Source organism: Aequorivita flava (assembly GCF_038742595.1).
Lineage (GTDB): Bacteria > Bacteroidota > Bacteroidia > Flavobacteriales > Flavobacteriaceae > Aequorivita > Aequorivita marisscotiae.
Window position 1 is genome coordinate 1 of record NZ_JBANCF010000037.1, and the last position, 1,306, is coordinate 1,306.

General features: G+C 38.7%; 1 protein-coding gene. It reads left to right on the forward strand.

Features of this window, described 5'->3' with window-relative positions:
* The first annotated feature begins 220 nt into the window (after positions 1 to 220).
* Positions 221 to 1,192 carry an IS110 family RNA-guided transposase gene (locus VZD24_RS15190; protein ID WP_279450106.1) on the forward strand — a complete coding sequence of 324 codons (972 nt, stop codon included), beginning with the start codon at positions 221 to 223 and terminating at the stop codon, positions 1,190 to 1,192.
* The last annotated feature ends 114 nt before the right edge of the window (positions 1,193 to 1,306 follow it).

Sequence of the window (1,306 nt, forward strand, 5' to 3'; positions counted from 1 at the left end):
CTTAAGTTTGATTTTCACTAAATAAGTTAATTTTAAGTATTAATCAGAAAGAACAAAAGAGCGGAGTAAGGTTACTATATACGGTGAAGCTTTAGACTTCGACAACATTGATAATCCCCGCTCTTTTACTACTTAAATCACGTTCAGTTCTGTGAGGCCTAGACCTCGTTTTCAAGTTGTTGTGACCCAAGTAGCTGGTTCTTTCATAAAATCAGTTCCTATGAATAAATATAAGGAAACTTTCGGAGTTGACATCAGTAAGAATGTCTTTGATGTATTCGGTAGTACCAGTGGCCACAACCAGTTCAATAATGATGAAAAAGGATTTAAATCTTTTTTGAAGATACTTTCTAATAATTCAATTGTAGCTATGGAAGCAACGGGTTACTATCATTATAGGCTTGCACAGTTTCTTTACAAAAACAATGTGGCGGTGTCTGTTGTAAATCCTTTATCTGTAAAACGTTTTATACAGATGAAGCTTGCCAAGGTAAAGACCGACAAGAGTGATGCAAAAGCCATTTGCGAGTATTCCCTCGCCAATGACGTTCCACTTTACAATGCCTTTACAGATGTACAGGCCGAGTGCTTGCAACTGTTTCGTTTGATGGACAGTTACCTTAAAAAACGTACCGCTACTAAAAATAAAATGCACGGTGAGGAAACCTTGGGCATCCCGTCAAAGTTCGTGTATCGTTCATTAAAGCGCGATAAAAAACACTTGGACAAAGAGCTTGCTGGAATAGAAGAACGCCTGCTTGAATTGGTGAGGCAAGAGCAGCAACACCAGCTAACGCTTTTGCAGACTGTTCCTGGCATTGGAGCCAAGACAGCTTTGTTTTTAATTGTGGTAACCGATGGCTTTTCCAAATTTGAAACGGGGGCGCAGCTTTGCAGTTATGTGGGCATCACACCTACCACTAGGGAATCTGGAAGTAGTGTACGTGGTCGTAGCAGAATTAGTAAGGTTGGCAATAAGAAACTCCGCAATCTATTATTTCTATGCGCCTTCAATGCCTGTAAGTACAACAGGGCGTGCCAAGCGCTTTATCAGCGCATCGTAAATAAAGGGAAGAGTAAAAAGCTCGCGCTTATTGCGGTTGCTAATAAACTTTTGAAACAGTGTTTTGCTATCGCAAAATCAGGCCTACCATATGATGCCGATTTTGTTTCAGTACTTGCAGAAAAATAACCAAAATCTAAATAAAAAAACAGCTTATAGATCCATCTTTCAATCTGTAAGCCTAGAATAATAATGTCAAAAATTAATGAAGAAATATGTTGTTTTTTACCTCAGTTCTTTGTT